This window comes from Aquicella siphonis, from assembly GCF_902459485.1.
Taxonomy (GTDB): domain Bacteria; phylum Pseudomonadota; class Gammaproteobacteria; order DSM-16500; family DSM-16500; genus Aquicella; species Aquicella siphonis.
The window spans coordinates 1,956,192-1,980,679 of the sequence record NZ_LR699119.1; the positions used below are offsets into that span (position 1 = coordinate 1,956,192).

Consider the following 24,488-nt stretch of genomic DNA (forward strand, 5'->3'; position numbering starts at 1 on the left):
GTTACCTTTTCCCTGGAAAAATGGAGTATTGCTCGTGACTAAAAAGCCCAACAAACTTCCCAATCTGGAAGATTCATTATCTGAAATTACCCAGCTTATCGACAGAATGGAACATAGTGAACAAACGCTGGAACAATCTCTCGATAGCTTTGAGCGCGGCATCACCCTGGTAAGACACTGCCAGAAAATACTCGACCAGGCCGAGCAAAAAGTCCAGATTCTTATGCAGAATAACAATCAAGAAGAATTAATACCCTACGATAACAATGACCAGCAACAAGGGCCTGAAATCGATGAAGCAAACAACGACTGATACTACCCTGGATGAACTGTTTCAGCTTTGCTCAGACCGGCTGAAGCAGATCTATCCGCCTCTTCTGGAAGAGATCCCTTCACTTGATCTCAAAACGGCCATGGAATACACCTTGCTGAATGGCGGCAAACACATCAGACCGTTACTGATTTACGCGACCGGCATGATTTTCAACGCCCCTCTCGAAAACCTGGATGCTCCGGCTGGTTCAGTTGAACTTATCCACACGTATTCCCTGATTCATGATGACTTGCCGAGCATGGATGACGCTGACATGCGTCGGGGCAAGCTTGCATGCCATAAGGTCCACGGAGAAGGGATTGCCATTCTGACAGGCGACGCAATGCATACACTGGCGATACAGGTTATCGCCAGCCACCCCTCGCAGCTAAAAGCGGACCGCAGGCTGCAAATGATCCAGATACTCACCCACGCATGCGGCCCTTATGGCATGGCGGCAGGTCAGGCGCTAGACATCACTGTCATGAATGACAACACTATCTCTGAAGATCTGCTTCTGGATATTTACCGCCTGAAAACCGGCGCCTTGTTCGCCGCCTGCATTGAATTGGGCTGGCTTGCCTCTCGCGATGATGATGAAGTCAACCAGCAAGCCTTGCGGGAATTTGGTCATTGCATAGGTCTGGCTTTTCAGATCCAGGATGATCTTCTTGATATTGAATCCTCTTCTGAAATCACAGGCAAATCTGTGGGACTGGACGCCAAGCATCACAAGATCACTTATCCCAAACTCGTCGGACGGCTCAAAGCACGAGATAAAATCCAGTCCTTGTACCAGCAGGCATTGGAAGCCATCAACTATATGGGCCAGCAGGCGCAATTATTACGTGATTTGACCAGTCACATGCTGGAACGAAGCCGTTAACGCAAATCACCGCTCTGATGGCATGGGTTAGCTGCGGCCGGCATCCGGCCGCTGTCGCACTGTCCGCCTGATCAGAGCCGTTAGACGGATAGCGTCGCCACCGTTGAATATTCTTGCAAAATCGCATTTTTCACCAAAAATTTAAATATTTAACTACCTTTTTTCATTAGAACAGGATAAACTTTGCACATTATAAAGTTTTAAAAACTTGAATAACGATGTACTGCCCATTCTGTAATGCAGGTGACACGAAAGTAATTGATTCGCGTTTGATCCGGGAAGGTAATCAGACCCGAAGACGGCGCGAGTGCCCTGATTGCAAAGAGCGATTCACGACTTATGAAGCAGCGGAATTATCTCTTCCCCGCATCATCAAGCGTGACGGCCGGCGGTCACCATTTAACGAGGACAAACTGCGGGCAGGAATGTTGCGCGCAATGGAAAAACGCCCTGTCAGCGTAGAGCAGATCGAGACTGCGATTGTGAGGATCATCCGCAAAGCCATGACTAGCGGCGAGCGGGAAATACCCTCTTCACAAGTCGGTGAGTGGGTCATGGAAGAACTGCATCAACTCGACCAGGTGGCTTACGTCCGGTTTGCATCGGTGTATCGTTGTTTTCAAGATATTGATGAATTCCGTAGAGAAATTAGCAGATTGACACGATATGCCAAACGAACCAAAGCAAGGCCAAGCCACTCCAGAAAATAACGCCATCAATCCGGTTGCTCGGCATAATGCGCGGCGTTACGCGCTGCAGGCCATGTACCAATGGCAGCTTTCAGGAACTTCGATCACCGATATTGAATCCGAGTTTTTGCATTATCACATTGATAAAAAACTGGACCTGGATTACTTCAAGGAACTCATACACGGTGTTCCCCGTTACCAGCACAAGATAGACGAAGAAATGCAGCCTTATCTTGGCCGCCCCCTGCATGAGATTGACCCGATAGAACTGGGCGTGCTGCGCCTCGCCATTTATGAACTAATGAAGCGGCCAGATGTGCCTTACCGCGTCATTATCAATGAAGCCCTGGAACTGACAAAAAAATTCGGATCCATAGAGGGGCATAAATTTGTGAATGATATTCTGGACAGGATTGCGAAAAAAAACCGCATCACCGAAATCAAGATGGGCAGAGACAAATAATCCTGCCTTGCGGAGAGCGTTACTGAACCGTGCCAATATCTCCTTGCCCCTGGGCTTACAAATGCTCAGAAACCTCCTGGTGAGGCTTTATTCACAGCCTCGGCCTGATGTTCGGCTTCTTCTGATGCTTCTTTTTTAGCGTCATCGAGGTTGAGCAACTCTGCCACCTGATCAGCCAGGTTTAATCCGGAGTAAAACCTGAGATTCTGATACCGTAACGTTCCAGTGCCTCTTGACGGTCTGACAGCTACTTCAACGGTTTCCGTTGCCACTTCAAATACTCTGCTGCGCATGCCACACCTCGTTTAATAAATTATGTGATTATATTTATATTCAATACTCTTAAAAACGGTCAATATATTACCATTATGCGCGGCGTAAGCAAGCAATTAAGATATGTAACAAACAGAAAATCTTAGACTTGGCGGCATGATTAGCAGGCGCATTTTTATAACCGGATTCAAAGAAAATGCGTTTTGAATTGAAGATATTCAAAACGTCTTGACCACTTTGCGCAGAAAATCTTCACATAAAGCCAGCTGATCCAGCGTGACAAATTCATTCGCGCGGTGAGCCTGCTCGATACTGCCCGGGCCGCATACCAGTACCGGAATATGCGCCTGTTGAAACAGTCCCGCCTCGGTAGCGTACGCCACCTTGCGTATTTCGTTTTCAAGACCAGCCGCGCGCGCGAGCCAGGATACCACCGCGTCGTCTCCAGCCTCAAAACCCGGCACGGCAGCGACCGCGTCTATTTCTATGCCCGCATCCCCGTATTCCTTCTGCATTTGTGGTTGTATCGCTTCCTGAACATACGCAGTAATCCTGTCAATCACACTGCGAGGCTGGATGCCGGGCAGATGACGAAATTCAAAAAAGAATTCGCACTGCTCCGGTATAATGTTGCGGGCATGGCCGCCTTGTATCATGTTGGTGGAGACAGTGGTAAAAGGGACATCAAAATGCCGGTCAAACGGCCCTTCCCGGTTAAATTCATCCGCGAGACTTCGTATGTGACAAATCAGTTTCGCAGCATATTCAATTGCGTTGCAGCCTTGCGGCGTCAGGGAAGAGTGAGCCGCCCGCCCCCTGATCCGGCAGCGAAAAACCTGTACCCCTTTATGAGCCACAACCGGCCGCATGCTCGTAGGCTCACCCACAATACAGGCGGCCGGTTTAATCCCCGCGTGCTGCAAGTCTGTAATCATGACAGACGCCCCCAGGCAGCCTACTTCTTCGTCATAGGAAAAAGCAAAATGCACGGGATGGGATAATTTCAGCCTGACAAACTCCGGAACGAGCGCCAGCAGAACCGCCAAAAAACCTTTCATGTCACAGGCGCCGCGGCCGTATACTTTATCATCCCTCAAAACAGCGGTGAAAGGAGGCGTATCCCACTGCTGGCCGTCAACAGGAACCACATCCGTATGCCCGGATAGAATCACGCCGCCGTCTACCGAACCGTTTTGCGCCGGCAAGGTGGCAAACAAATTCGCTTTCGCCTGGCGGGGGTCACGGGTAATCCGGGTCTGTAAATGATGGCGTTCAAACCATGCCTGCGCACAGGAAATAAGTTCCAGGTTGGAATTGCGGGAAGTCGTGTCAAATTCGATTAGGCGTTTAAGCCATTCCAGTGTGCTCATATGGATTACCTGTAACAGAACCGTTCAAAAACCCGTATACTATACCCCATGTCAGAATTCGATATCATAAACAAATACTTCGCGGCGCGAGCAAAAAACCGTCCCGATGTGCGCGTGGGAATCGGTGACGATGCAGCCGTGGTCCAGCCTGCGCCGGGCAGTGAGCTGGTCATCACCACTGACACCTTGATCGCTGGCGTGCACTTTCCTGAAACAACTCTTCCTTATGATATCGGCCACAAGGCGCTGGCCGTCAATTTAAGCGATCTCGCAGCGATGGGCGCTACGCCAGCCTGGGTCACACTGGCGCTGACCCTCCCGCAAGAAAGTGCAGACTGGATAAAATCCTTTTGCGACGGATTTTTCACTCTCGCCGACCGGTATTCAGTCCAGTTGATAGGCGGAGACCTGACGCGCGGCCCGCTTTCCATTACCGTACAGGCTTTAGGTTACGCTCCCATAGGCAAAGCCTTGCTGCGATCGGGCGCAAAACCGACCGACCTCATTTATGTCACCGGCACACTGGGTGATGCAGGCCTGGGATTAAGGTTTTTGCAGCAAGGAATCACCCTGGATGTCTCTTATCAACCCTGGATACTGGAGCGGTTGAACAGACCCGAACCACGCATCATGGCGGGTGAAATCTTGCGTTTCCTGGCCAGTGCTGCGATTGATATTTCTGACGGATTGGCTGCGGATCTTGGCCATATACTGGAATCCAGTCATGCCGGCGCCTTGATATACCCTGATCAATTACCTTTATCAGAAGCGTCTACCTGCACTCTTGCACCGGCGGAAGCCATTACACTCGCGCTAACGGCGGGCGATGATTATGAATTATGCTTTACCCTGCCCGCGGAATTGCGCGGCACTCTTGAACGACTACCCTCCTTTCCCTGCCGTCTGACATGCATTGGTGAAATCACCCGTCAGCCAGGACTGGAATTACGCTATCAAAATGGAAACCCTTACCATGGCCCGATTTTCGGTTACCAGCATTTTTGACAAACTTAAATCCCGTTCCCGCGTTTCACCTCCCATTCCGGAAAAAGTGTGGCGCGACCCGCTTTATTTTGCCGCCTTCGGATTTGGCAGCGGAACCGTGCCGGTCGCGCCGGGAACATTTGGCACCCTGCTAGCCATCCCGTTTTACCTGATCTTGCAGCCGCTGCCGCAAACAGCTTTTCTGATCTTCGTCATTCTGTTCGCCGCAGCGAGTTCCTGGATTTGCGACCGCGTCAGCCGTGAAATTCACTCACACGACCATCCCGGTATGTGCATAGATGAGTTTGCAGGATTCTTCGTCACCATGATCCATGCGCCGCCTGGACCGCTCTGGATCGTTCTGGGGTTTTTACTCTTCAGGCTGTTTGACATCTGGAAACCCTGGCCTATCCATCTCCTGGACCAAAAAGTCCATGGTGGCTTTGGCATGGTGTTGGATGATATAGTCGCGGGATTGTTCGCTTTCGCTGTGATTCAACTTTGTTCCTTCATTTTTTGAGGTATTTGCAATGACGCAATGGTTGCCGCCGGCAATTCTCGCCCTGTTCAGCTTTGGCTTGTGGGGATTATTTTCCAAGCTTGCGATCGCACACATTGATTCCAAAAGCGCGCTCATTTTTCAAACGGCTGGCGTGCTGCTGGTCGGCCTCATCACCCTGGGCATGCTGGATTTCAAACCCGCGACAGACATGAAAGGCCTTAGCTTCGGCTTGCTCACCGGCGTTGCATACGGCGTGGGCTGCCTTTTTTATCTTATTGCCGCAGACAAAGGAAAACTTATCACCGTCGTGACCCTGACCGCGCTGTATCCGCTGGTGACGATTGTGCTTTCCTATTTTCTTTTGCGCGAAGGCATCAACGCCAAACAGTTTATTGGCATATTGCTCGCGCTGGCCGCCATTTTCCTGATGTCACAATGAACCACCATGGCAAAACCCTACCGTCTCGCCCTGCATATTTTTCGACGCGACTTGCGGTTGGATGACAATACCAGTCTTGCTCACGCTCTGGATTTGTCAGACCAGGTCATTCCCTGTTTCATATTTGACAAGAGACAGATAGAACTGAATGACTATAAGAGCGATAACAGCATCCAGTTCATGGCGCAGTCCCTGAAAGAACTGGATGCGCGGCTGCGCGACAAACACACCCGTCTGTTTTGTTTTTACGGCATCGCGGAACAAGTGATACAGCAGTTAATCGCGTCTGAAGACATTCAGGCGGTGTTTATCAATCGTGATTACACGCCCTTCAGCAAGGCAAGAGACCATCAGATTGAAAAAACCTGCGCCGCCCATGGCGTTGCCTATCACTGCTTTGCCGATGTCTTGCTGCATGAACCGGAAGAAATACAAAAACCCGATGGCGGCGCCTACACCGTCTTCACTCACTTTCTTAACAAAGCCGCGCCCATGTCTGTGCAGCCGCCGCGGAAAAACAAGCGCGACAACTATTATCAAGGCAAACTGACCGCGGAAGATAAAAGCACGCTGGAAAAACTTTCACGCAAACAGAATCCCGTCCTCGCGGTCAAAGGCGGCCGGAAAGAAGCATTGACGCTGCTGCAAAAAGCCTGCGCGCTCACGGACTACACGCTGACGCGTGATATTCCATCCCTGAACGGCACTTCAAGATTATCCGCGCACAACAAATTCGGGACCTTGTCCATCCGGGAATTTTATTTTGCGCTGGCAAATCAGTCGGACAAAGATCATGCCCTGATCAGGGAATTATTCTGGCGGGACTTTTTCACTTACATCGCGTTTCACTTTCCTCGTGTCTTCGGACATGCCTTCCAGGAAAAGTTCGCGCATATCGAGTGGAGCCGCAATGAAAAACATTTTCGCGCCTGGTGTGAAGGACGCACCGGATTTCCCATTGTCGATGCCGGCATGCGGGAACTCAACGCCACCGGTTACATGCATAACCGCGCGCGGATGATCACTGCGTCATTCCTTGTGAAAGACTTGCATATAGACTGGCGCTGGGGAGAAAAATATTTTGCACAAAAGCTGGTCGACTACGACCCCGCCGTCAATAACGGCAATTGGCAATGGGCCGCTTCAACCGGATGCGACGCCCAGCCATACTTTCGGATTTTCAACCCCTGGCTGCAGCAAAAGAAATTTGACCCGGATTGCCTGTATATCAAACGATGGATCCCTGAACTCGCCGCGCAGCCTCCCGATGTGATTCATACCTTGTACAGACAATCAGGCGCTCTAATGACCAATTACCCCCACCCCCTGGTCGATCACGCCATTGAAAGTGGAAAAGCCAAGGCCGTCTATCAGCTAAGCCGCTCACGTTAACCGCCGCGGGTGAATGCATTCATGAACAATCCGGGAACCACCTGACAGACCCACATAAGATTTTCTTAATCTTTGCTTGCTAAGGTGAAAGAAAGCATGGTGGAGAATACAGGATGTCTCTCAGCCGTATCCCCAACAGCACGGATGATATTCGCGGCACGACCGGAGTTTTGAGACAGCTTCTCTCTGATAACGGCACAGCCCGGACTGCCGCCGTCAGCGCGGATGACAGCCACGATCATGACCGGAAGACATCCATTTCCTCAATCCCGCATATTCCTGTGATGAAATTACCACTGCCTCCCATCCCTTTAAAAAACCGCTGCATTTCAGATTATGCCGCCGCATCCGTGAATCTTTCGCGTTCATTTCACGATATATTCATGATGAAAAAAAAGATCAGAAAGAAATTGAATGCCCTGAAAAACCAGGCTTATTTTTTCAAACAAAACAAATGCGGCCCGTTAGACAACTTCATGTATGAGATAGAAGCCGCGAGCTGCGGGTTTTATCATTTGATCGCGCCGCATCACAGTCCGTCCGCCCGGGCCATTTATAATGATAAATTCGAGTATATCGGCGTCCTGTCAAAAGCCGTTCCGGGATTTGTTTCGGCGCTTGACGACCCGCTCAGGGAGGAAGACCTGCCGATCGAAGCGTTAAACCACATCAGCATTGAAGACATGGATGCGCTGGATGAAAGAGCCAGACTGGAAAATCTCGACCTGGACAACAAACCGGGCCCGCATGTTATCTTTGAATACATTCTTCCGGACCCGGGAGGCACAGGGCTCAGCCTGCAAGGGAGCGGAGGAAAAACCAGACGCGTCATCCCGGTGACAGCGAAAGACTTGCGCAATTACCGCACCATCAAAGGCCTCGCCATCGGACTGACGACCAGTTATATCTTTGAAGAAGACGACTGCCACACCGGCAACATGTCCAAGGATGGAAAGCGAATCGACTTTGACATGTCTCCCTGGCCGATTACTTACAAATTTAAAAAAACGGGACCGATTGACTGGACGTTCAGGGATCCCGCCGCGAGGTTCCCGGTCACGGCCTGCGATATCCTTAATTTTCCCAATCTCAAAGACGCCGCACCATTTTACTGGCCCACCATACCAGTCAGGTTTATTCCTGAAGCCTTCATTTCGGCGGCGTCAAAATTTTTCAAAACCTCCAATAACGCCTTCCCGTCCCAGGATAATTCGTTATATCAGCGCCTGGCGAAACACCCGGTATTCATTCATCATAAATTCTCCACCTTGCTGAAATTCCTGCTGACGAATGATGAAACCTACCGCAGCATTTGCACGCTGCATATACGCCCGGAATCACAGCATGAAAATCAAAGCACTGTTGACATGCTGGTTCAGCATCAGGCTGAACGTCTGCGCGCGTTCAAGTCAGAAATAACAAAACTTCCACAGTTTCGTGACTGGCTTTCGCTTAATGGCGACACAGTATTAAAAAACATTCTCTACGAGTTTACCGAATACAACCAGAGATTCGCGCGCAAGCTGAGCGTCCAGCCGCTCTATCAGCCGCACATCATTAACCTTGATCACGCCGTCAAGGAATATGTGGATATCTGCGAGAAATCACAAATAGTCAAAAGCGCGGGCACGCTGGAGAAAGAACCGGAAGTAGGTGAATGGCTGGCGGAGTATCGTAAAATCCAGCGCGTCTCATATTGATAACGAAATGATTTCCGCCTCGGGAAACCGTTCCACGATTCTGTCTGTATCTTTTTCCAGGAACAATAATTTCAGATTGGGTCCGGCGTCCTGGGTAAAATATATCTCTTCGCCCTCACGGCGCATATCCCAGATCTTGTGCATGGCCGCGATGGTTTCCGGCAAGTGATAGCAAACCGGCGGCCAGCTGCTTAACAGGGTCGCGTGCATGGTGAGCGCGTTGGATTCCGCGGTGCGTCCCAGTAATGAAAAGTTTTTATCTTGCAGCGCACTCTTCAGCAACAACATGTCACGCGCGACTGTCTCAGGCCAGCGCGCGTACAACAGACTGGTTTCAACCGTCTGCCGCATCGCTTCGCGGGATGATACCGGTTTCTCGCGAGTGGCGATGGAAAGTATGCCGACACGCATGTCGCGCCATTCCGCTTTCAGCGGTTCCGCGTAACTATCCATGCCGTCGGGGCGCGCGCCGGCATGCCACATCACAAACCCGTTCCACAATGATCTTGACGCGCTGCCGCTGCCAAGCCGCGCAAGTATCGACAGCTCGCGCGCGGGCAGCGCCCACCCAAACAAGTCATTCAAGGCTGAAACCAGCGAGGCAAAGCCACAGGCCGAAGAAGCGAGCCCGGCGGCGACGGGAATATTCATGGTAATGTCAACTTGCAGATGCCATGATTTTTTTTCGCGGAACAAATCCAGGAAATCACACAGACGTTTCACGAACGCGCTATCCGCGGGCAATGTTTTTCCATTCAAAATGACTCTGTCATCGTTTGCACCCCTGAGAGTGAGGACAGTATGCGAACCCTTGCCGGGCAAGGCGACGGAAAGAGAAGACGTCATTGGCAAATTCAATTCCGTGTCACGCTTGCCCCAGTATTTACACAAGGCAATATTCGTGGGCGCAAACGCCGCCCCTCGCGCCTGGACAGGTTCACGCAGCGCTCGGGCATTGATAATTTGGCCAACGATATCAGATTTTTTCACAATACAGCCCTTGTGGTGTCATGGAAACAGGAATGCGCCGCACGCCGGGATATTGTGCCGAACCTGAATACAGATAACTGTCAGGCAACTCTCCCCATCCAATCACACAATCGCCCAGTCCGGAACCTGATATTTTGGCGCCGGCAATGCCTTCCTGGCCGCGCAATTCAGTAATCATGTCATGCAAAAGCGGAGTGTTCACACCCAGCGCGTCCATGAATCCCTGTTGTGTATTCATCAGCATCCCCAAGCCCGTCCAATCTTCCCTTCTGACCAGCCGCACGCCTTCTGCGGCGCACCGTCCGATGCCCTGACAAAGATGCCTGTAAAGTCTGGGGAAGGCGGAAAAATGAGTATGCACACGCTGTATGACTTCCACTGTGGGCGTTTTAAATCCTGCATATAGCGCAGTGACAGGATGAGTGACAGAAAATTTTTCGATTTTCAATGGCTGAGGATGATAAGCGATCATTCCGCCATAGACTGACGCCGCTATATCCGCACCTGACCCCGTTCCCTGAATCCGCCGGATCACACTGCGGCCGCGCCGCACCAGTTCAAGCGGTGTGATACGCATGTCCAGCCAGGCAGACAGCACCGCAAGCACCGCCGCCGTGACCGCGGCCGAAGATCCCAGTCCCACCCGGTCAGAAAACTCCGTTTCAATCTGCAGGTCAAAACCGCGTTTGAGATATCGGCGATAATGCCGGATGGCTCCGAGAACAAAATGAAACGGTTTTTCGATATAAACATCTTGCAGCTGCGCGGCGTAATGTCCGTGCAGGGATGAATGAATGCGGATTTCGGTATCGGGCCTTGCTGTCAGAGTAACGGAAATCCTTTTGTTCACAGCGCAGACCAGCGCAGGCTTGCCATGCAGCACCGCAAACTCGCCCAACAGCATCATGGAACCTGGCGCGGATGCCTTAATCTGCATGGTATCCCTCGCGCTCAGGCAGCATAAACGCCTCTGGGCTCGCATGAAATGGGAATCACATTGTAGCCGAAACGCGAGCTAAGCGAGGCCAGTGATTGCTGATCATCAGACACGACCAACACCGCGCCAGCCTTGTCACCTGTCACCGATCCCGCGCCGCAAATCTTCGCTGCGCCGCCGGCCGCTTCCACCAACGAAACAAATTTCCGTACCCGTTCCGGCACAACGCCTATGTCTGTCAGCAACCGATGATTGCCGCGTATGGCTTCCTGCATGCCGCGCCAGGCTTGCTGTTTCAAGGCGGTGTCCATGGCTGTTGTCACAGCAGTGAACTCCTCCCCCAGACGGCCAGATTTGAAATAAGGCGCGACGCTTTCAACGCAATGCCCCGTGGACGATTCCGGCGAACCTGTATTAATGAGATACATGGGAAGCGACGGAATGGAACGCGGTTCCAGTGTTTGTCCGCGCATGTAAATGCATCCGCCCTGCATGGCCACTCGTAAATCCAGGCCGCTTGAATATCCGTGCTGCATGTTTTCAACTTCCAGGGCGAGTTTGAACAACTGCTCTTGCGGAACCGGTAATTCCATATAACTCGAAATCGCCTGCATCACGCTGACGATGGTCGCAGCGGATGACCCCATGCCGCAGCCAATGGGAAGATCAGACTGCACCTGTATTTTCACGCCATGCGGCAAAGTGAGATTGAGTGATTCCGTCAACATGCCGATAGCAAACTGGGCCAGCTCGAAGGGTTTTTGCAAAACATCGCGTATGCTGAAATCACCGCGTATGAATCGATAATATTTCTGCTTGATCTTGTTCTTCAGATGGTGGAGAGCGTCAACACTCAAGCGGCTGCGATGAGACAAGTCCGACAAATCGAACAACACCTGGGGCACTTGCTCGCGCGTCACCGTCGCGGTCACATAGCGGTTGACTGCCATGGCCAGCGCGGGACTGCCATAGACTACAGCATGTTCGCCAGACAAAATCAGCTTCCCCGGCGCGATCACCCTGATGGTGTTTCTTTCATCTCGGGACACCGCCGCGCGCGCGCGGCGCAGTGTCCTGCCAACCGTCAAAACACTTTCCGCCGATTCACTGGCGTCACTGGATGCGCACCTTTCAGTCTGCTGGCTGCGCGCTTGCGTCTCTTCCACGACTTCATAGACACGTTTGTGATCCCGCATCCGGGCCAGCCGGAACCCGCCGGTATCATACAAGGGGATTTCCTGCTCACAGCCATCCTCGGCATAGCTAAACCTGAAAAACTGTTCATATTCCTCATAATTCAGGCGTTTGCGGTTTGCCAGCAATTCCGCATGGTACACGCTGTGCAGCGCGCCACGATATCCCGGACGCACCGTCCCGCTAAAATATTCCGCCACACAGCCTGAGCCATAGCTGTAAAAACCAATGCGCTTGCCGCCAAGATCTTCTTCCGCATGATCCAGCAGGGAAGCCAGGCCGAGATAAAGTGACGCTGAATAACTGTTTCCGGTTTTGCGCCCGTACTCCAGCGCGTATTGGATCTGCCGCTGCGTGTCTTCCACAGGCAGATTCTGCTGATGATTGATTTTCAGTAAATGCTGATGCGCTTTTTCCACCAGGCGCGGAACCGGCGTGTGATAGCAGAAATATGCATGGTCCGAAAATTCCCGCCGGGATTCCGACTGATAGTGCTGCCAGCTTTTTTCAAGCATGACAAGATACAGCTTGCTGGAATATTTGCCGTCAACCAGGGCTTCGTGCAGATAGTTGGGACGCCAGAAATCCATGACATTTTCCGCGGCGACACCGTATTCCGGCTCAACCGCCAATACGCGCGGGTCCGCTGACAATACCAGAGCGACCGCTGCGCTGCCTTGTGATGATTCGCCGGATGTGGCCAGCCCGTAGCGGGCAATGTCCGAAGCCACCACCAATACTTTTTTTTCCGGATGGTCGCGCAGGAAAGACAGACCCAATTGTATGGCGGCTGTTCCACTGTAACAGGCTTGTTTCAACTCAACCACACGGCAGCGGGACGGCAGCCCCAGCAAGCCGTGGACAAACAACCCCGCCGCCTTGGATTGATCGATGCCAGACTCCGTCGCGAATAAAAACAGGGCAATATCATTGATCTCCACACCTTGCAGCGCCTGGCGCGCTGCGTTTGCCCCCATTGTGACAATGTCCTCGCCCGGCGGAGAAACAGACATGACGTATTGACCCAGTCCGGTATGGTATTTTTCGACATCCGTGCCGCGCGCCCGGGCAAGCTCCGCCAGCTCAAACGCATACCGAGAAGTATATATGGCCAAGGTATCAATGCCGACTGTCACATTTCCCCTGTTAGCTGACATCGCGTTCCCTCATCTGGTTTTACGTTCTAGTTTCACATGACTGCGCATCAATTCACCCTGGTTGGTTTGCGCCGCAAGCAGGGATAATTCACCGCACAGAACCACGGCGGCCGCAATCACGGCCAGGCGTCTGGCGTTGTGTCCCGGCTCGCGGGATTCGGAACATCCCAGCAGCGCCAGGTTTTCCCGTACGAAATCCAGGGTCTTGCCGCTTCCTACCGCGCCGATAATGACATTGGGCAGCGTCACGGAAAAATACAAATCATCGCCGCGCAATTCCGCATGCACGAACCCTTGCGAGCCTTCTATGATATTCGCGGCATCCTGCCCGGTAGCGAGATAAAATCCCAGCAGCATATTGGCAAAATGAGCATTGGCTGTGCGCAAGCCGCCTGCCGCTATGTTTCCCAGCAAGTTTTTCTTGATATTAAGGTCAATGATTTTTTCCGGTGTCGTTTTCAGGAAGCGGCGGCACAATAGTCTGGAGAGGGTGACTTCCGCCACCACATTTTTACCCCGTCCCAGGATACCGTTCACGGCGGACACTTTCTTGTCACTGCAATAATTGCCGGAAATGCTGACATAGCGCAATGCGGGATACTGATTCAATATCCATTCCAGCATGCGGTCTGAAGCCAGGGTCACCATGTTATGCCCGGCTGCGTCCCCCGTTAACAATTCAAATCTCAGGAACAGCAGTGAGCCTATGATCTGGGCGTGCATGCCAATCAGCCTGGCATAGCGGCTGGTTTCACGCACCAGCGCCTGCAGGCTGTCTTTATGTTTTTGAACATCCAGATAAACCTGATGGAGTTCCGCAGCCGAATCTGCTTCCACCAGAATGGAGCGCGTCATGCGTTCATCCACGATGACTGCCCGAATGCCCCCGGCCTGTGTGCACACCCGCGCTCCGCGATGCGTGGACGGCCATAGAGGGGATTCCAGCGTTGCAAGAGGGACCGGAACTGCTTCATCGATTTCAGCGCTGACAATCCGGACCGGACCAACCACGCGCATGGGTATCGCAGCTGTGTACTCCGCCTCGTCCCGCTTATTGTATATATCTCGCCAGCGCATATTTTTCTTGAAATCAGTAAGCCCTGAGGCTATAAAAGGCCACCATTCTACTGGAAAAGACATAATGACGGCAACCGAATGCGTACCTTCTGAATATGTCATCCTGGTCGACGAACAGGATAATGAAATCGGCCTGGCTGAAAAACTGGAGGCGCATGAAAAAAGCCTGCTTCACAGGGCTTTTTCCGTGTTCATATTCCGTCGCACCCCCCGCGTTGAAATTCTGTTGCAACAACGGGCATTGCACAAATACCACTCACCAGGGCTCTGGACCAACACTTGCTGCTCTCACCCCCGCGAAGGTGAAACAGTGCTTGCCGCCGCCAGCCGGCGCTTGCAGGAAGAGCTGGGCGTCACCGCCACTTTGCGGGATCTGGGCTGGTTTAAATACCATGCCCGTTTTCCTAACGGCTTGTCCGAACATGAAATCGACCATGTGGTGATAGGCGAACTCTCTCCCGCACAATCGGTCGCGCCCAACCCGGATGAAGTACACGCCTGCCGCTGGGTCACCATACCTGAGCTGGAGTCTGAAATGACCACCGCGCCGGAAAGATTCACCCCATGGCTGCACCAAGCCCTGAGCTTTGTGAAGCCGCACATCAGCCGGCTCTGAAAGCCCGGAATGAGCACTGTCACGCCGTCATTTCACTGCGGCCGTAGACAGGATAATTTCTGCATAATTCAATCACTTCATTTTTGATTCGCGCAATGACCGCTTCATTCTGCAAATCATCAAGAATGTCACAAATCCAGTTCGCGATCTGTTCGCACTCCGGCTCCTTGAAGCCGCGCGTTGTCACAGCGGGCGAACCAATACGGATGCCGCTAGTGATAAAAGGCGACTGAGGATCGTTGGGAACCGCGTTTTTATTTGTCGTAATGTATGCTCGTCCTAATGCGGCTTCCGCATCTTTTCCAGTGAGGCTCTTGTCTATCAAATCAATCAGCATGAGATGATCATCCGTACCGCCGCTGACAATCTTGTATCCGCGCTTTATCAGGGTCTTCGCCATCACGCGTGCATTATTCAGCACCTGCTGCTGATAACTCTTGAATTCAGGCTGCAAAGCTTCCTGAAAAGACACTGCCTTGGCCGCAATCACATGTTCCAGCGGACCGCCCTGACCGCCGGGAAAAACCGCGGAATTCAATTTCTTTTCCAGCTCAGGGTTGGCCCTCGCCATGATCATGCCGCCGCGCGGGCCGCGCAAGGTCTTGTGCGTGGTCGTTGTAGTCACATCAGCGATTTTAACCGGCGAAGGATACAATCCCACCGCAACCAGGCCTGCGATATGCGCAATATCGGATAAAAGATAAGCACCCACGCTGTCCGCGATTTCGCGAAACCGCTGCCAGTCTACAATGCGCGAATAAGCGGAAAATCCCGTCACGATCAGTTTGGGTTTATGCTCACTGGCAAGTCTGGCTGCTTCTTCATAGTCAATTTCTCCCGTATCCGGGTGAATGCCGTATGAAAAAAACTTGTATAGCTTGCCGGAAAAATTGACCGGCGATCCGTGCGTCAAATGCCCGCCATGCGCAAGACTCATGCCCAGCACCACATCGCCGGGACTGATCATGGCAGCGTAAGCAGCCGCATTGGCCTGGGAACCCGAGTGCGGTTGAACATTCACATAATCCGCACCGAACAATTTTTTGGCACGTTCAATAGCGAGGTTTTCTGCCACGTCTATGTATTCACAGCCGCCATAATAACGTTTGCCGGGATAGCCTTCCGCATACTTATTTGTCAATACCGACCCCTGAACAGCCAGCACGTTGGGGCTGACATAGTTTTCTGAGGCTATCAGTTCGATATGATCTTCCTGGCGCTGTTTTTCATTTTCTATGGCTTGCCAGATGGCGGGATCAAATTCACGCAGTGACTCATAGGGAAACATAAACTTATCCTTTCAGTTGTGCGTTTTCTAAAACCGTTTGAGCCTGTTTTTCACGCTGCATGCGCACCGCATCGCGATATTCAGGATATTTGTTGCCAAGAATCCCGGCTGCGAGAATGGCCGCATTAACAGCACCCGCCTTGCCTACCGCCAGTGTGCCGACCGGAATACCAGCGGGCATTTGCACTATCGACAATAACGCATCCAGCCCATTGGCGAACGTCGAAGAAGGCATGGGCACACCCAATACCGGAACCAGTGTTTTCGCCGCCACCACCCCGGGAAGATGCGCCGCTCCGCCCGCCGCAGCTATGAACACTTCCACTCCGCGCTGCTCGGCGGATTTCAGGTAATCAAACAAAGCATCCGGCGTGCGATGCGCGGACAAAGCCCGTGCCTCATGAGGAATTTGTAATTTATCAAGCATTAAGCTGGCTTCTTCCATGATGCCCCAGTCCGATTTGGATCCCATGATGATAGATACGAGTACTTTAGACATAATTCATTCCTGGCTGATTAAATTAAAAGGGGTGCCGCCACACCATGCCGGATGCCAACAAGAGCAGGTGAGGCTTGTCGCGCTCAATATGTGTATAAAAACCGCCTCATCTTCCTCTTTTTTATCTCGGTTGTGTTTGACGGCAAACCCGGAAGGGTTAATATTAACGAGCCGGCATGATACCAGATTTTTCCTGCAAACGGCAAAGCAGAACTACAAATATCAATGCCTGAAACAGCGCTTGCCGGTAAACACCATGGCGATATCGAATTCATTACATGCGGCGATCACTTCTTCATCCCGCACGGATCCGCCAGGCTGTATAATCGCGCGCACTCCGGTTTTTGCAATCCGGTCTATGCTGTCCCGGAACGGAAAAAACGCATCCGATGCCAGAACGCTATCCTGGATTTTTTCACCCGCCTTGCGCACAGCCAGATCCACGGCATCGATACGGGAAACCTGCCCGGCGCCGATGCCGACGGTCGCGTTGTTTTTCGCGATCAATATGCCGTTGGACTTGATATGTTTCAAGACACGCCAGGCAAACAACATGGCATCCATCTCCTGCAGGCTGGGAGGGGTTCTTGTCACCACTTTCAGATCTTCGGGCCGTATGACCTGGGCATCTTTTTCCTGCATCAACAGACCGCCGCTGATAAACTTCATTTCCCATGCCGGGCGCAAATGAACAGGCATTTCCAGAACGCGCAGATTCGGCTTGGCGGCAAGAACAGTCAGGGCCTCCTGGGTGAATGCCGGCGCGATGATCACTTCCATGAAAATGCCCGTGACCGCTTCGGCTATCATTTTCGTGCAGGGACGATTAAGCGCGATAATTCCGCCAAACGCGGACAGCGGATCGGCTTCATAGGCGCGCGTGTACGCTTCCTCAATATTATTTCCGGTTGCCGCACCGCAGGGATTCGCATGCTTGACAATAACGCAAGCGGGATCGGTGAATTCACTCACGCAGGAGAGCGCTGCGTCAGCATCCAGAATATTATTATAGGAGAGCGGCTTGCCCTGGATTTGCACCGAGGAAAGTATGCCGGGCGTTTCCTGCCTGAACCGATAGGCGCTGGCTTTTTGATGGGGATTTTCTCCGTAGCGGAGCTCGGTGAGTTTCTCCAGCTGCAAATCCAGGTGCGGCGGGCATTCAGCGGGATGTTGATCACGCTCGAGAAAATAATGATGAATCATGGCGTCATAATGCGAAGTAAGAACAAATGCCTTTTGCGCGAGATTCCTGCGCGTTTCAAACTCCAGCCCGCCGGAATAACGCAATTCGCTAATAAGCTGAGGATAATCAGACGGATCCGTCACCACGCCCACCCAGGCGAAATTCTTTGCCGCGGCACGAACCATGGTCGGCCCGCCGATATCGATATATTCAACCGCCTCATCCCAGGACATGTTTTTATTTTTACTGACAGCCTGTTCAAACGGATAAAAATTGACGACGACCAGATCAATCCAGTGAATTTGATGCTGGGCGGCTTCCACAGCATGCTCATCGCGCCGTCCCAATATGCCGCCGTGGATTTTAGGATGCAGCGTCTTGACGCGCCCATCCAGCATCTCGGGCAATCCCGTGATTTCGTCCACTTGCTGATGGGGCACATCGGCATCCTTGAGCATTTTGCTGGTGCCGCCCGTGGAAATGATCTCTACTCCCAGATGAACTAATTGCTTGGCAAGTTCCACTATGCCCGTTTTGTTGGAAACTGACAGTAAAGCGCGTTTTATTGGAGTAATAGACATATGAGGCTCTGATCGACAGTGTTATTGGATTGGCATATTATAGCGGCTCGCGAGATTTTAGAAAGTAAAACGGTCGGTTTACAACGGCATTACCCTTTGAAAGATAATATTTTTCACTGCCGGTATGCGCTTAACATACAAGGCCATAAGCATGAAAAATATTAACTTTCGCATTTTCGGTCTGTTTGTCTTTATCATTCTCAGCTGGGGCATGGCATGGCCCGTGAATAAAATCGGCCTGGCTTACATGACACCGGCCTGGTACACAGCGGTCCGGCTGATCGTGGGAACTGTCACCATGATGGCACTGGTCATCGCCATCGGAAAGTTCTCCCTGCCCAAACGCAGGGATTTCCCGCTGATTATCATTATTGGCCTTTTGCAGATCAGCGTGTATATCCTCCTCGCCAACATCGGGCTTGCCTACCTTCCCGCGGGACGCTCTTCATTGCTCGCCTATACCACACCGCTCTGGGTCATGCCTGCGGCAACCCTCTTTTTCAATGAAGAAGCCGGCATCCTGCGCTGGGCCGGATTTTTTCTGGGCATAGCCGGGCTGATTATTCTGCTCAGCCCCTGGGAACTGGACTGGGCGGATAAAAATATTTTGTTTGGAGCCGCCATGCTGCTGCTCGCCTCCCTGTGCTGGGCTGTTTCCATGATTTGCGCGCGCTATATGCACTGGTCCAAATCACCTCTGGAACTGATCCCCTGGCAGTTGCTGACAGGCACTGTCCCCATCGTGGCTTATGCTTTCATGCAGGAACCTTTAACTGCCATTCACTGGAACCTGCCTCTGGTGTTGTCACTGGTATATACCGGCATTCTGGTCACCGGATTGTCATACTGGAGCGGACTGGTTGTGAATCGGGAGCTCCCTACTATCATGGTATCGCTGGGATTTTTAATGGTGCCGGTCGTCAGTCTGATCGTGTCTTCTGTTTATATGCAGGAAGCGATCTCCCTGCCCACGATCGCAGCCATGATACTGATCATCTCCGGTATCTGTTGTGTCGTGGCAAAAGAATAATTTCCTCTGACTGTCCCATTCAGCGCCCAGGGAACCGGCAAGCCTCCCCCCTAGTAAACCGGAAAATTTATTCCAGTAAACTATTCTTAAGTTTAACTTAAGAATTAAATAATACAATCAAATCAAAACCTACCGTATATACATCGTGGCGCCGCAGCAAGATTCCGCGCCATTGAGCGGATACGGTAAAACCCGGAATTTAATCCTCTAAATAGCTGGCGGAAGGAAGGGATGAATAATACGGATGACCATTTGACGCCGTTTTGCTGACGCAAAAAACAACGAACAATAACGACTGTGCGAGAAACAAGAAACGGGGAGAAATCGATTATGTTTAGAAGTATCGCCTCTTACTTCTTCGGTCAGGGAGAAAATAACCAGGCTTCAGCTTCATCCTCCAGGCCGCTAACGTTTGCGGAGCGTCTGCAAGCCTTGCATTACCCGGAAGACAAGATTCCAAACCATTTCCTCTGCCCCGTGCATCTTGTCATCATGGAAGAACCGGTCATGGTGAATAGTTTGCAAAGCAACACCTATGAAAGAAGCTCTCTGGAAGAATGGATCAAACTGGGAACGGAGGTGAACATTCTCGACCCGGTGGCACTCGCAACGGCTTTGACAATCACTCCCAAGATAGATATCAAACGAACCCCCATCTCAACTATCACCCTGAATACCCTCCGCAAACAGGAAATCGAAGAATTTGTGTCTTCACTTGAACGCATAGACTGCCTGCAGAAAAAATTGCGTGATACTGTCGAAATATCAATTGAATGCTTGCAAACCGCCGCCGAGGGCACCGATGTATCCAGAGAAGAACTGATGTCCATGCTCGCAGATCAGCAGCGCGAGCAGAAACGGATAACAACGCAGTTAAAAATATCATTGATCGAAGCCTTGCAATGTTTTATCACGCTTACCGAAGCCGTCATCATGAAAGAAGACACCATGCTGGAAGAGAAAACAGCAGAAATAAAAAAAATCAACGAAGACAAAATGGAACTGCTGGACGTGCTGCGTCATGACCTGGAAAACACCCATCCTGAATTGTTTAACCTGCCATCACGCTCGAGTCAGCCTTCGTTCACCCCCTTCCTGTTTTCGTCTTACTCACACTTGAGGCATCAAAGAGCTTTCGGGGTTCTCGGGGGAAATTACGCGCTGATGTCATCTTCGACATTACTGCTCTATCAATCACTGTTCCTGGCCGGTGCTTACTCGCAGCGCCAGCCAGACAGAGTGGATCTCTCGCGGTTATCAAGAGATGAGGGTGAAAGTGCAAGTCATGAAGACGGTATGCGCCCCCCTGTCCGGACAGTTATCAGAGATGATGACCCCAGCAGCCAGAACCCGGATAATGACACCAGCCATTCTGCCGCGACAGAACCCGGCTCTTCAAATACCATGCAAAGAAAAAACTTAATGTGACATCAAGGCGGACAAATCCTGAATCGCTGCCACGAGTGCTTCGCCCTCCAGCTGCTGGACACGGTTCTTCAGGATTTCTGGCGTATCGTGCGCGTTGACCAGGCACGTTTTCTGCAGAATAACCGGCCCGCCGTCAACCTGTTCGGTAACATGATGCACGGTACATCCGGTGACTTTTTCGCCGGATGCCAGCACGGCGCGGTGCACATCCATATCCATCAGACCGGCGTGGGCCGGCAGCAGGGAGGGATGCACATTAATCACCCTGTTTTTCCAAGCCGCAATAAAGCCCGCGGACAAGATACGCATATAGCCGATCAAGACCACGAGGTCTACCGCATAATGACTGAGTATCTCTGAAGTTTTCCTGTCAAATGCCTCCCGCGTAAGTCCGGCGGGATCGATATATTCTGTTTTCAGGCCGAAGGCGGCCGCGCGTTCGAGCACAGGCGCATCAGCCTTGTTGCTGATCACGATTTCGATACTTGCGGAGAGCCGTCGGGCACGGATGGCGGCAACCACCGCATCCAGATTTGTCCCGCGCGTCGATGCGAGTATTCCCAGGCGTATCATGATTCTCTCAACCTGCGCATTTCATCAATACGCCGCTGCACCAGCCGCTCTGTTCCGATATCCTCGCGATGAAAGAGCTGCCCGACTATCCCGGATACTTCCTTTTCAGCAATTTCTTCCGCGGCGGAAATGGAGTCCGCCACGCCGACATAGGCGGCCGCGCGCGATCCGGTCGCATAAATCTTGCCCTCAGCGGCATGGACAGACGCGAGATACAATTGAGATTTATTCTTCACCGCACTGATATCGATGACGCCATTTTTAACCGGTGTTTCCGGATATCCCAGCGGAACCGCATATTTGCACACAGTCGCCAGCGGATAAAAGCATACTTGATCACGCGTGAGATTTCCGGTGACCAGCGCTTCGCATACCTTGACAAAATCGGATTCCAGTATGGTCAACACGTTGAGCGCTTCGGGATCGCCAAACCGCGAATTGAATTCGATGACATAAACACCGCGGCGGGTCGCGATGAAACTGCCGTACAATATCCCGATATATTTTTCACCCGTTTCCTTCGTCAAGGCGCGAACCACCGCTTCATTGATATGAAACGCGCTGACAACCTCATGTTCCGTCAGAAACGGCAGGCTGTGACTGGCATCCGAGTAACTGCCCATACCGCCGGTGTTCGGCCCTTTGTCATCGACAAACGCGCGCTTGTGATCCTGGACAATAGGCATGGGAACCACGTGTTCGCCATCACAAAAACACATGAATGAAAATTCCTGGCCGATCAGTTTTTCTTCTATCACGAATGTCTGGCCCGCGGCGAGAATTTCCCGGCAAAAATGCCGCGCTTCCTCAAATGAACGCAGGTGGTCACCCGCCACTTTCACGCCTTTGCCGCCCATGAGCCCGTTGGCCTTGACGACATAATTTCCCTCACCGAGCTGATGCAAAAATTTATCCACGCCGGAGATATCCTGAAAAACCTGATAGCGCGGCAAGCCCGGTATGTTGTATTTCTGCATCAATGTGCGCGCGTAACCCTTGCTGGTTTCAATCTGTGCGAGTTGTTTTTTAGGTCCGATAGTGGGAATGGACATTTTCCACAAGGCATCCGCCAATCCTTTTTCCAACGGCGCTTCCGGACCAATAATGGCAAGACTGATCTGCCACTCCCGCGCCATTTTCGTTACCTGATCGATATCACAGATATCGCCGGTCCAATAGCGCAGTGTCATTTGCCGGATACCGGGATTAAGAGAGGTGCCGCAGCAAAAAATATTCTTGCTTTGAGGTGAACGGTGTAATGCCGCCGCGATCGCGTGCTCACGCGCGCCCGAACCAATAATCAAGACATTCATTATTTGCCGTCTCCCTGTTTTTCCGCGGCGGAACGGCGGTCGGTTTCACGCTGCCGCTCCAGTATTGCAATTTTCTGCTCCGTAATATTGCCGCATATATAATCTCCATCCATACAAGCCATGCAAGGCTGTTTGATATGGTGCTGCCCGCGGCGCGTGACTGCTTCGACCAGGTCTTCCTGGTTTTGATACATTAAAATATCCACGCCCAGATATTTGCGTATCTGTTCTTCGGTATGATTGGCGGCAATCAGTTCCGCGCGCGACGGAATGTCTATTCCATAAAAACAGGGATTCTTGATCGGAGGACAGGTTGACACGAAATAAATGGCTTTTGCGCCGAATTCACGCACCATTTTTACAATTTCCCGCGATGTAGTGCCGCGCACAATACTGTCATCCACAATCAGCACGATTTTATTTTCAATTTCAGTGCGCTGCGGCGTCAGCTTATACCGCACACTGCGAGACCGCGCTTTCTGATTAGGCATGATAAACGTTCGACCGATGAACGGATTTTTATACAAGCCTTCGGAATAGCGCACACCCAGTTCATGGGCGAAAGAAAGCGCGGCAGTGTTTGCGGTAAACGGAGCAGGAATCACCACGTCGGGAATATGGCCAGGGTGGATTTCCTTCCAGCGCCGCGCGAGGTTCTGGCCCATGCGCAGACGCGAGCGGTAGACACTGACGCCGTCCAGAGTGGAGTCAGGGCGGGCGAAATAGACATATTCAAATACGCAAGGCCTGAATTCGCGCGCTTCAACCACCTGCCGGAACAATTTTCCTGATCGGCTGACATAAGCCACTTCACCCGGCTGCAAATCCCCTTTGGGTTCGAATCCAAGCGCATAAAATGCCGTGGTCTCGGATGCAAAAATATAGTCACTCGCACCATCCTTGCGCTTGCGCTCTCCCCAAACCAGCGGCCTTATGCCGTGAGGATCGCGAAACGCGACCAGACCTTTGCCAATGACCACGCTGACGATGGAATAAGAACCTTCCATGCGGCGATATATATGTTTCACCGCCTTGCACAACTGCCTGAAAAAATCCTCATCGTCATTATCGGCATAAGACCCGGTGGCGAGCTTGTCAGCAAGCATAAGCAGCAAAGCTTCGGAATCCAGTGACGAATTCAAATGACGATGCTGCTTCAGCCGTATTTCATCAGCCAGCTCAGGGTAATTGACAATATTGCCATTGTGCGCAAGCGCGATGCCGCGCGGACTGCCTATCCAGAGAGGCTGTATGTCCGATTCGCTGTAACCGCCTGCGGTAGGGTAGCGTGTGTGTGCGATGCCGATATTACCTTTCAGCGGCAGCACATCTCCCGGCGTGAAAATTTCACGCACCAGCCCCAGACCATGCCGGGAATAGAATCGCTCATCGCAAGTGAGTATCCCCGCCGCATCCTGTCCTCTATGCTGGAGATGGATGAGGCTGTCATACAACTCTGCCGCTACTGGTTCGTGACTATAAATGCCTACAATGCCGCACATGGTTACACCACAATAAAAGTGAGTTTATACAGGCCACGGGGCGCGAGACCTCGTGGGGAAAGAAATAATATATCAGAATCCGGCCTGTCAGCTTTCCTGGATCCGCGCT

General features: G+C 51.9%; 24 protein-coding genes. 12 read left to right on the forward strand and 12 right to left on the reverse strand.

All coding sequences use genetic code 11. The annotated features are described in order from the left end of the window. Window positions 1-34: 34 nt before the first annotated feature. From AQULUS_RS09100 to nusB, 4 genes are all read left to right on the forward strand, one after another. A complete protein-coding gene (locus AQULUS_RS09100) occupies window positions 35-313 on the forward strand; it encodes an exodeoxyribonuclease VII small subunit (RefSeq protein WP_148339846.1) in 279 nt (92 codons plus the stop codon). Further along, complete coding sequence (locus tag AQULUS_RS09105; protein WP_172622805.1) at window positions 294-1,199, forward strand: polyprenyl synthetase family protein; 906 nt, start codon at window positions 294-296, stop codon at window positions 1,197-1,199. Before AQULUS_RS09100 ends, AQULUS_RS09105 begins: the two co-directional genes overlap by 20 nt. Window positions 1,200-1,417: 218 nt before the next feature. Then, a complete protein-coding gene (gene nrdR / locus AQULUS_RS09110) occupies window positions 1,418-1,909 on the forward strand; it encodes a transcriptional regulator NrdR (protein WP_148339848.1) in 492 nt (163 codons plus the stop codon). Then, window positions 1,866-2,351 carry a transcription antitermination factor NusB gene (nusB, locus tag AQULUS_RS09115; protein WP_232051867.1) on the forward strand — a complete coding sequence of 162 codons (486 nt, stop codon included), beginning with the start codon at window positions 1,866-1,868 and terminating at the stop codon, window positions 2,349-2,351. The genes nrdR and nusB overlap by 44 nt, the downstream gene beginning before the upstream one ends. Window positions 2,352-2,416: 65 nt before the next feature. On the opposite strand, the gene AQULUS_RS09120 is transcribed toward nusB, so the two are convergent. Continuing rightward, complete coding sequence (locus AQULUS_RS09120; RefSeq protein WP_148339849.1) at window positions 2,417-2,644, reverse strand: hypothetical protein; 228 nt, start codon at window positions 2,642-2,644, stop codon at window positions 2,417-2,419. A 198-nt stretch (window positions 2,645-2,842) separates the two neighbouring features. Then, on the reverse strand, window positions 2,843-3,994 hold the full coding sequence (gene argE / locus AQULUS_RS09125; protein WP_148339850.1) for an acetylornithine deacetylase: 1,152 nt from the start codon (window positions 3,992-3,994) through the stop codon (window positions 2,843-2,845). A gap of 48 nt (window positions 3,995-4,042) precedes the next feature. On the opposite strand from argE, the gene thiL reads away from it, so the two are divergent. From thiL to AQULUS_RS09150, 5 genes are all read left to right on the forward strand, one after another. After that, complete coding sequence (gene thiL, locus AQULUS_RS09130; RefSeq protein WP_148339851.1) at window positions 4,043-4,999, forward strand: thiamine-phosphate kinase; 957 nt, start codon at window positions 4,043-4,045, stop codon at window positions 4,997-4,999. Next, window positions 4,968-5,498, forward strand: coding sequence for a phosphatidylglycerophosphatase A family protein (locus tag AQULUS_RS09135; protein WP_148339852.1), 531 nt, complete (start codon window positions 4,968-4,970; stop codon window positions 5,496-5,498). The genes thiL and AQULUS_RS09135 overlap by 32 nt, the downstream gene beginning before the upstream one ends. Window positions 5,499-5,508: 10 nt before the next feature. Continuing rightward, window positions 5,509-5,919 carry an EamA family transporter gene (locus AQULUS_RS09140; RefSeq protein ID WP_148339853.1) on the forward strand — a complete coding sequence of 137 codons (411 nt, stop codon included), beginning with the start codon at window positions 5,509-5,511 and terminating at the stop codon, window positions 5,917-5,919. A 6-nt stretch (window positions 5,920-5,925) separates the two neighbouring features. Next, a complete protein-coding gene (locus AQULUS_RS09145; RefSeq protein ID WP_148339854.1) occupies window positions 5,926-7,311 on the forward strand; it encodes a cryptochrome/photolyase family protein in 1,386 nt (461 codons plus the stop codon). 113 nt (window positions 7,312-7,424) lie between these two features. Continuing rightward, complete coding sequence (locus AQULUS_RS09150) at window positions 7,425-9,011, forward strand: hypothetical protein (RefSeq protein WP_148339855.1); 1,587 nt, start codon at window positions 7,425-7,427, stop codon at window positions 9,009-9,011. Here AQULUS_RS09150 and mvaD read toward each other — a convergent pair. From mvaD to AQULUS_RS09170, 4 genes are read right to left on the reverse strand one after another with little or no spacing between them, the layout of a single operon-like run. Then, entirely contained in the window at window positions 9,003-10,001 is a 999-nt protein-coding gene (gene mvaD / locus AQULUS_RS09155) for a diphosphomevalonate decarboxylase (RefSeq protein WP_197737313.1), read from the reverse strand. The two genes, AQULUS_RS09150 and mvaD, sit on opposite strands and share 9 nt — an antisense overlap. Further along, entirely contained in the window at window positions 9,988-10,938 is a 951-nt protein-coding gene (locus tag AQULUS_RS09160; RefSeq protein ID WP_172622806.1) for a mevalonate kinase family protein, read from the reverse strand. The genes mvaD and AQULUS_RS09160 overlap by 14 nt, the downstream gene beginning before the upstream one ends. A gap of 14 nt (window positions 10,939-10,952) precedes the next feature. Beyond that, window positions 10,953-13,289, reverse strand: a complete 2,337-nt coding sequence (locus tag AQULUS_RS09165; protein WP_148339857.1) for a hydroxymethylglutaryl-CoA synthase — start codon at window positions 13,287-13,289, stop codon at window positions 10,953-10,955. A gap of 9 nt (window positions 13,290-13,298) precedes the next feature. Further along, window positions 13,299-14,366 carry a hydroxymethylglutaryl-CoA reductase gene (locus tag AQULUS_RS09170; protein ID WP_148339858.1) on the reverse strand — a complete coding sequence of 356 codons (1,068 nt, stop codon included), beginning with the start codon at window positions 14,364-14,366 and terminating at the stop codon, window positions 13,299-13,301. Window positions 14,367-14,430: 64 nt separating this feature from the next. Between AQULUS_RS09170 and idi the strand changes: the two genes are divergently transcribed. Then, window positions 14,431-14,982, forward strand: coding sequence for an isopentenyl-diphosphate Delta-isomerase (idi, locus tag AQULUS_RS09175; protein WP_148339859.1), 552 nt, complete (start codon window positions 14,431-14,433; stop codon window positions 14,980-14,982). Window positions 14,983-15,001: 19 nt separating this feature from the next. Here the strand turns inward: idi and glyA are convergent, their stop codons facing one another. The 3 genes from glyA to purH all read right to left on the reverse strand — a co-directional run bounded on the left by glyA (window position 15,002) and on the right by purH (window position 18,533). After that, complete coding sequence (gene glyA / locus AQULUS_RS09180; protein WP_148339860.1) at window positions 15,002-16,270, reverse strand: serine hydroxymethyltransferase; 1,269 nt, start codon at window positions 16,268-16,270, stop codon at window positions 15,002-15,004. 4 nt (window positions 16,271-16,274) lie between these two features. Then, window positions 16,275-16,769 (reverse strand): 5-(carboxyamino)imidazole ribonucleotide mutase, encoded by a 495-nt coding sequence (gene purE / locus AQULUS_RS09185; protein ID WP_148339861.1) that lies wholly within the window; start codon window positions 16,767-16,769, stop codon window positions 16,275-16,277. 222 nt (window positions 16,770-16,991) lie between these two features. Next, window positions 16,992-18,533, reverse strand: a complete 1,542-nt coding sequence (gene purH, locus AQULUS_RS09190; protein ID WP_148339862.1) for a bifunctional phosphoribosylaminoimidazolecarboxamide formyltransferase/IMP cyclohydrolase — start codon at window positions 18,531-18,533, stop codon at window positions 16,992-16,994. Window positions 18,534-18,684: 151 nt separating this feature from the next. Between purH and AQULUS_RS09195 the strand changes: the two genes are divergently transcribed. After that, complete coding sequence (locus AQULUS_RS09195) at window positions 18,685-19,563, forward strand: DMT family transporter (protein WP_172622807.1); 879 nt, start codon at window positions 18,685-18,687, stop codon at window positions 19,561-19,563. 330 nt (window positions 19,564-19,893) lie between these two features. Then, entirely contained in the window at window positions 19,894-20,991 is a 1,098-nt protein-coding gene (locus AQULUS_RS09200) for a U-box domain-containing protein (protein WP_148339864.1), read from the forward strand. Here the strand turns inward: AQULUS_RS09200 and purN are convergent. From purN to purF, 3 genes are read right to left on the reverse strand one after another with little or no spacing between them, the layout of a single operon-like run. Then, window positions 20,983-21,564, reverse strand: coding sequence for a phosphoribosylglycinamide formyltransferase (gene purN, locus AQULUS_RS09205; RefSeq protein WP_148339865.1), 582 nt, complete (start codon window positions 21,562-21,564; stop codon window positions 20,983-20,985). The two genes, AQULUS_RS09200 and purN, sit on opposite strands and share 9 nt — an antisense overlap. Further along, on the reverse strand, window positions 21,561-22,880 hold the full coding sequence (gene purD / locus AQULUS_RS09210) for a phosphoribosylamine--glycine ligase (RefSeq protein ID WP_197737341.1): 1,320 nt from the start codon (window positions 22,878-22,880) through the stop codon (window positions 21,561-21,563). Before purD ends, purN begins: the two co-directional genes overlap by 4 nt. Continuing rightward, window positions 22,877-24,379, reverse strand: coding sequence for an amidophosphoribosyltransferase (purF, locus tag AQULUS_RS09215; RefSeq protein WP_148339867.1), 1,503 nt, complete (start codon window positions 24,377-24,379; stop codon window positions 22,877-22,879). Before purF ends, purD begins: the two co-directional genes overlap by 4 nt. Window positions 24,380-24,488: the final 109 nt, after the last annotated feature.